Origin of the sequence: Nonomuraea sp. NPDC049784, from assembly GCF_040659615.1 — a bacterium.
Lineage (GTDB): Bacteria > Actinomycetota > Actinomycetes > Streptosporangiales > Streptosporangiaceae > Nonomuraea.
Genome location: NZ_JBFAMX010000717.1, coordinates 1 through 4,718, shown reverse-complemented (window position 1 = coordinate 4,718; position 4,718 = coordinate 1). Strand labels below are relative to the sequence as shown.

The following is a 4,718-nucleotide window of genomic DNA, read 5'->3' as shown; positions in this document are numbered from 1 at the left end:
GCGACGCCCAGCTCGCGGGTGCGTTCGAGCCAGCCGGTCTCGGCCAGGAGCTCGCGCAGCAGGGCCACCGATCCTGAGTCCATGTCACCCATGGTGCCCGACCAGCACCCGCGGGGTGGCTGATTCGGGAGTGATGTGTTGACACGAGGTGTGTTTCCGCGTCATTTCGGGCCTTGACACGGGGTTACTCACGGGTAACGATCGGCTCGCGGCGCCGCCGTCCCAAGTATGTGGTCCTCACGGAGAGGGGCGGCACATGACCTTACGTGTCCGCGTCAGCATGTCCATGATCCTGTTATTGATCATGTCCCTCATCACGACCCCGGCCCGCGCCGCGGCTCCGGGAGATGTGGTCTCCGCCCAGCCCACCACCGTCTACCTCCTGCCGGGCAAGCTGCTGGAGATCCCGGTCAACTCCTGGCACCTTCTCTACAACTCCACCTCCGCCACCGGCTCGATCAACACCGTGTCGGGGACGCTGCTCGTGCCCAAGAGCAGTTATCCGCTCGGAGCGCGCCCCATCATCGGGTACGCCGTGGGCACCCACGGGCTCGGCGACCAGTGCGCCCCCTCGGTCAGCATGAGCCAGGGCCGGGAGGCCGAGCTCGCGCTGGTGAGCCTGTTCCTGCTCAAGGGGTTCGCGGTGGCCATGACCGACTACGAGGGGCTCGGCACGCCCGGGCCGCACACGTACATGGCCGGGATCTCGCAGGGGCACGCCGTGCTCGACTCGATCAGGGCCGCCACCCGTGTGTCCGGGGCCGGGCTGTCGAGCCGGGCGCCCGTCGCCGTCATGGGCTACTCCCAGGGCGGCGCGTCGGCCGGGTGGGCGGCGCAGCTGCAGCCGTCGTACGCGCCCGAGCTGCGACTCAAAGGCGTCGCGGCCGGTGGCGTGCCCGCCGACCTGCACGCGGTCGCGGACCACCTGGACGGCGGGCCGAACTTCGGGCTGGCGGCGGCGGCCGGGGTCGGGCTCGACGCGGCCTATCCCGAGCTGAACCTCGAAGCCGACCTCAACGACCGGGGACGCGCTCTGCTCGCCGACGCCGCCGACGACTGCGTGGGCGACCTGGACAAGCTGGCCGGGCTCAGCTTCTCCGACCTGAGCCCGGTCGACCTGCTCAACCAGCCGAAGTGGCTGGCCCGGCTCGGGCAGAACCGTCTGGGCGCCGTGGCTCCCCGGGTGCCGATGTTCCTGTATCACGCGCAGGGGGACGAGATCATCCCGCTCGCCGTCGGGTCCACGCTGCGGTCCGAGTACTGCCGGGCCGGCGTGAACGTGCGGTGGACCGCTGTGCCCGCGCCCAGCCATGTCACGGGCGCTGTCGAAGGAGGGCCGCTGGCCATCGAATGGCTGGCCCTGCGGATACTCGGGCTGCCCGCCATCGGGAACTGCTAGCCCGCATCCCGGCCGGGCCCGCCTCGCCGGGCCCGGCCCCGCCCCCGAGGGCCGGTGCAGTCCCTCGGGGCTGGCATCATCGGGCGTATGACAGATGTGAGCGGGCTTTCCATCGCCATCCTTGGCGGCACCGGCGACCAGGGGAAGGGGCTGGCGCGGCGGTTCGCGCTGGCGGGGCACCAGGTGCTGATCGGGTCGCGTAGCGCGCAGCGCGCCCAGGACGCGGCCGCCGACATCGGCGGCGGCGCGACCGGCGCCGAGAACGGCGTCGTCGCCGCCCAGGCCGACATCGTGATCGTGGCGGTGCCGTACGAGGGGCACAAGGCGCTGCTGGAGTCACTGCGCACTGAGCTGGCCGGGAAGATCGTGGTCGACTGCGTGAACCCGCTCGGGTTCGACAAGCAGGGCGCCTACGCGCTGCCGGTGGAGGAGGGGAGCGCGGCGCAGCAGGCCGCCGCGGTGCTGACCGAGAGCCGGGTGGTGGCGGCCTTCCACCACGTGTCGGCGGTCCTGCTGATGGATCCGGCGGTGGAGAAGGTGGACCTCGACATTCTGGTGCTCGGCGACGATCGCGAGGCCACCGACACGGTGCAGGCGCTGGCCGAGGTTATCCCGGGGGTGCGCGGCGTCTACGGGGGGCGGCTGCGGAACGCTCACCAGATCGAGGCGCTGACCGCCAACATCATCGCCGTGAACCGGCGCTACAAGGCCCACGCCGGGCTGCGCATCACCGACATCTGACCCGGAGGCGCCGCCGTACTTCGGCCCGGGTGGGGTCACAGCCAGCCGGCGTCCTCGGCGATGCGGATGGCGTCGATCTTGTTGCGGGCCCCCGTCTTGGTGATCGCCCCGGTCAGGTAGTTGCGTACGGTGCCGGGCGAGAGGTGGAGGCGGGAGGCGATCTCCTCGGCCGAGGCGCCCCTGGCGGCCTCCTTGAGGACCGTGGACTCACGCGGCGTCAGGGGGCTCTCGCCGTACTGCATCGCCGAGGACACCAGCTCGGTGTCCAGTACGCGCAGCCCGGACGCGGTGCGCCTGATCGCGTCCGCCAGCCGGTCGCCGGGGGCGTCCTTGACCAGGAACGCCTCGATGCCCGCGGCCAGCGCCCTGCGTACGTGGCCCGGCTGGCCCATGGCCGTGAGCACCAGCACTCGGCACGACGGAAGGCGCTCCAGGAGCGTGGCGGCCGCGGTGATGCCGTCCACGACCGGCAGGTCGATGTCCACCACCGCGACGTCGGGCCGGACCCGGAGGGCCTCGGGCACGATCTCGTCGCCCCGGGTCACCTCCGCGACCACCTCGATGTCCGCCTCCAGCCGGAGCAGGGCGGTGAGCGCCGCGCGGATCATGTGCATGTCCTCGGCCAGCAGAACCCTGATCACGCCTCGACCTCCATGGCCAGGAGGAAGCCGCCCGCTCCCGTCGGGGTGGCGGTGCAGGAGCCGCCCGCCTGGGCCGCCCGCTCAGCCAGCCCCGTGAGACCCCCTCCCGCAGGGCTCGAAGACTCGAGGGCGCCGTCGTTGGCGACCTCGAGCCGTAGCCTGCCGCCGTTCACGGAGGTGGTGATCGTGCAGGTCGTGGCCCTGCTGTGGCGCAGCACGTTGGTGACCGCCTCGCGTACGGCCCAGGCCAGCGCCTCCTCCGAGCGTATCGGCACCGCCACGTCGGCCAGGTGCGCCTGGACGCCGATGCCCGACGACTCCAGCAGCGCCACCGCCCGGTCCACCTCGCCCGTCAGCGACATCGCCCGGTAGCCCCTGGCCACCTGGCGCACGTCCTGGGCCGCCTCCCTGGCGACCTGCACCAGCTCGTGCACCTCCGTCCGGGCGGCGGCGGGGTCGCGTTCCACCAGCCGGGAGGCCAGGTCGCCCTTGAGCGCGATCGCGGTGAGGCTGCGCCCGAGGCCGTCGTGCAGGTCGCGGGAGATGCGCAGGCGCTCCTTGAGCACCGCGGCGTCCGCCAGCTCGGCCCTGGCCTGTTCCAGGTCCGCGGTCACGCGTACGAACCGCACCAGCGCGTAGATCATGGCGCCCGTCGTCGGCACGGTGACGACGTAGAAGAGCGTGACCACCGACAAGTCGACGCTCATCCACAATGCGGCGCCCTCATACAGCATCATGAGCCCGACGAGCGCGCCGCCCCAGCCCAGCGGCAGGAACACCAGCAGCGTCCCGGCCAGCATCGGCGCGGCCACCGCCGACATGCCGCCGGGCAGCAGGAAGTCCGGCAGGTACGTGGCGACCGCCTGGAGCACGAGCGTGAGCGGGAAGCCGGGCGGGCGCTCGCCGCGCAGGCCCGCTCGCATGTTCAGGTAGTGCGTGGAGATCACGGCGAGGATCGCGAGGCCGGCCGTCGTGCCGAAAGCCGGGCCGTGCAAGAAGTAGAGCAGCGCGATCACCGCGTAGGCGACGGAGACGGCGGTGATGAGGCCGCTCGCGAGCCGCCTCGCCGATTTGGAGACCACGGCGACGATTATGACCTGCCCTACGAACGACGGGGTTCCCAGCGGAACCACAGCCGGATCGCGACGAGCCCGACGACGGTCCAGGCGGCCAGGACCAGGGCGGGCGCGGCCAGGTCGCCGGTCTTGAGGGCGTTCACGACGGCTGTGGTGGGCAGCAGGTCCAGGGCGGGCCGCAGCCACGAGGGCAGCGGGATGGGCCCCATCGCGCCCGCCGAGACCCCGGCCACCAGGAAGACGGGCATGGTGAACGCCGCGGCCAGCTCGGCGCGTGGGATCGCGGCCGTGTACGCGGCGCCGAGCAGGGACAGCACGGCCGACCCCGCGACCGTGATCGCGGCGAACCCCAGCGGGTCACCGGGCAGCGGGACATCGGCCACGAGCCGCACGGCCACCGTGCACAGCACGATCATGGCCATGGTCTGCGTGGCCGTGCTGGCGATCTGGCCGAGCAGGATCTGCCCGTCCGTCAGGCGGCCGGCCCGCAGCCGCTTGAGCACGAGCTGGTCGCGGCGGGTGGCCAGGGCGACGGTGATGTTCATGAACGCGGTGATCGCCAGCAGGATCGAGATCGCGCTCTGGAAGACCGAGGTGGCGGCGGAGACGCTCTGGACGTTCTTCATCAGCAGCGGCAGCCCGACGGCCAGCCCCACCGGGGTGACCACCGAGCCCAACAGCATGGTCTTGTCCCGCCAGAACAGGCGTGTGCCGAGGCGGTAGGTGGCGGCCAGGCTCATCGGGCGCTCCTCGCGAGGTCCAGGAACAGGTCTTCGAGGGTGGCCGTACGGACCTCGAGGCCCGCCAGGCGCATGCCGCGCTCGGCCGCCCAGGTCAGCAGCGTCTGCGCGGCCAGGTCGG

The 4,718-nt window shown here is 72.1% G+C and carries 5 protein-coding genes; 2 read left to right on the top strand and 3 right to left on the bottom strand.

Translation table 11 applies throughout. The annotated features are described in order from the left end of the window. Positions 1 to 256 precede the first annotated feature (256 nt). Complete coding sequence (locus AB0J09_RS56680) at positions 257 to 1,399, top strand: lipase family protein (RefSeq protein ID WP_360710996.1); 1,143 nt, start codon at positions 257 to 259, stop codon at positions 1,397 to 1,399. 87 nt (positions 1,400 to 1,486) lie between these two features. After that, positions 1,487 to 2,140 carry an NADPH-dependent F420 reductase gene (gene npdG, locus AB0J09_RS56675; RefSeq protein ID WP_360710993.1) on the top strand — a complete coding sequence of 218 codons (654 nt, stop codon included), beginning with the start codon at positions 1,487 to 1,489 and terminating at the stop codon, positions 2,138 to 2,140. A 35-nt stretch (positions 2,141 to 2,175) separates the two neighbouring features. Here npdG and AB0J09_RS56670 read toward each other — a convergent pair whose 3' ends face one another. From AB0J09_RS56670 to AB0J09_RS56660, 3 genes are read right to left on the bottom strand one after another with little or no spacing between them, the layout of a single operon-like run. Beyond that, a complete protein-coding gene (locus AB0J09_RS56670; protein WP_360710990.1) occupies positions 2,176 to 2,781 on the bottom strand; it encodes a response regulator transcription factor in 606 nt (201 codons plus the stop codon). Then, on the bottom strand, positions 2,778 to 3,863 hold the full coding sequence (locus AB0J09_RS56665) for a histidine kinase (RefSeq protein ID WP_360710987.1): 1,086 nt from the start codon (positions 3,861 to 3,863) through the stop codon (positions 2,778 to 2,780). The genes AB0J09_RS56670 and AB0J09_RS56665 overlap by 4 nt, the downstream gene beginning before the upstream one ends. A gap of 20 nt (positions 3,864 to 3,883) precedes the next feature. Continuing rightward, entirely contained in the window at positions 3,884 to 4,597 is a 714-nt protein-coding gene (locus AB0J09_RS56660; RefSeq protein ID WP_360710984.1) for an ABC transporter permease, read from the bottom strand. Positions 4,598 to 4,718: the final 121 nt, after the last annotated feature.

Excerpts from the sequence above, each read along its gene's own strand:
- AB0J09_RS56680 (WP_360710996.1), top strand. The coding sequence starts at position 257 with ATGACCTTACGTGTCCGCGTCAGCATGTCCATGATCCTGTTATTGATC.
- npdG (WP_360710993.1), top strand. The coding sequence starts at position 1,487 with ATGACAGATGTGAGCGGGCTTTCCATCGCCATCCTTGGCGGCACCGGC.
- AB0J09_RS56660 (WP_360710984.1), bottom strand. The coding sequence starts at position 4,597 with ATGAGCCTGGCCGCCACCTACCGCCTCGGCACACGCCTGTTCTGGCGG.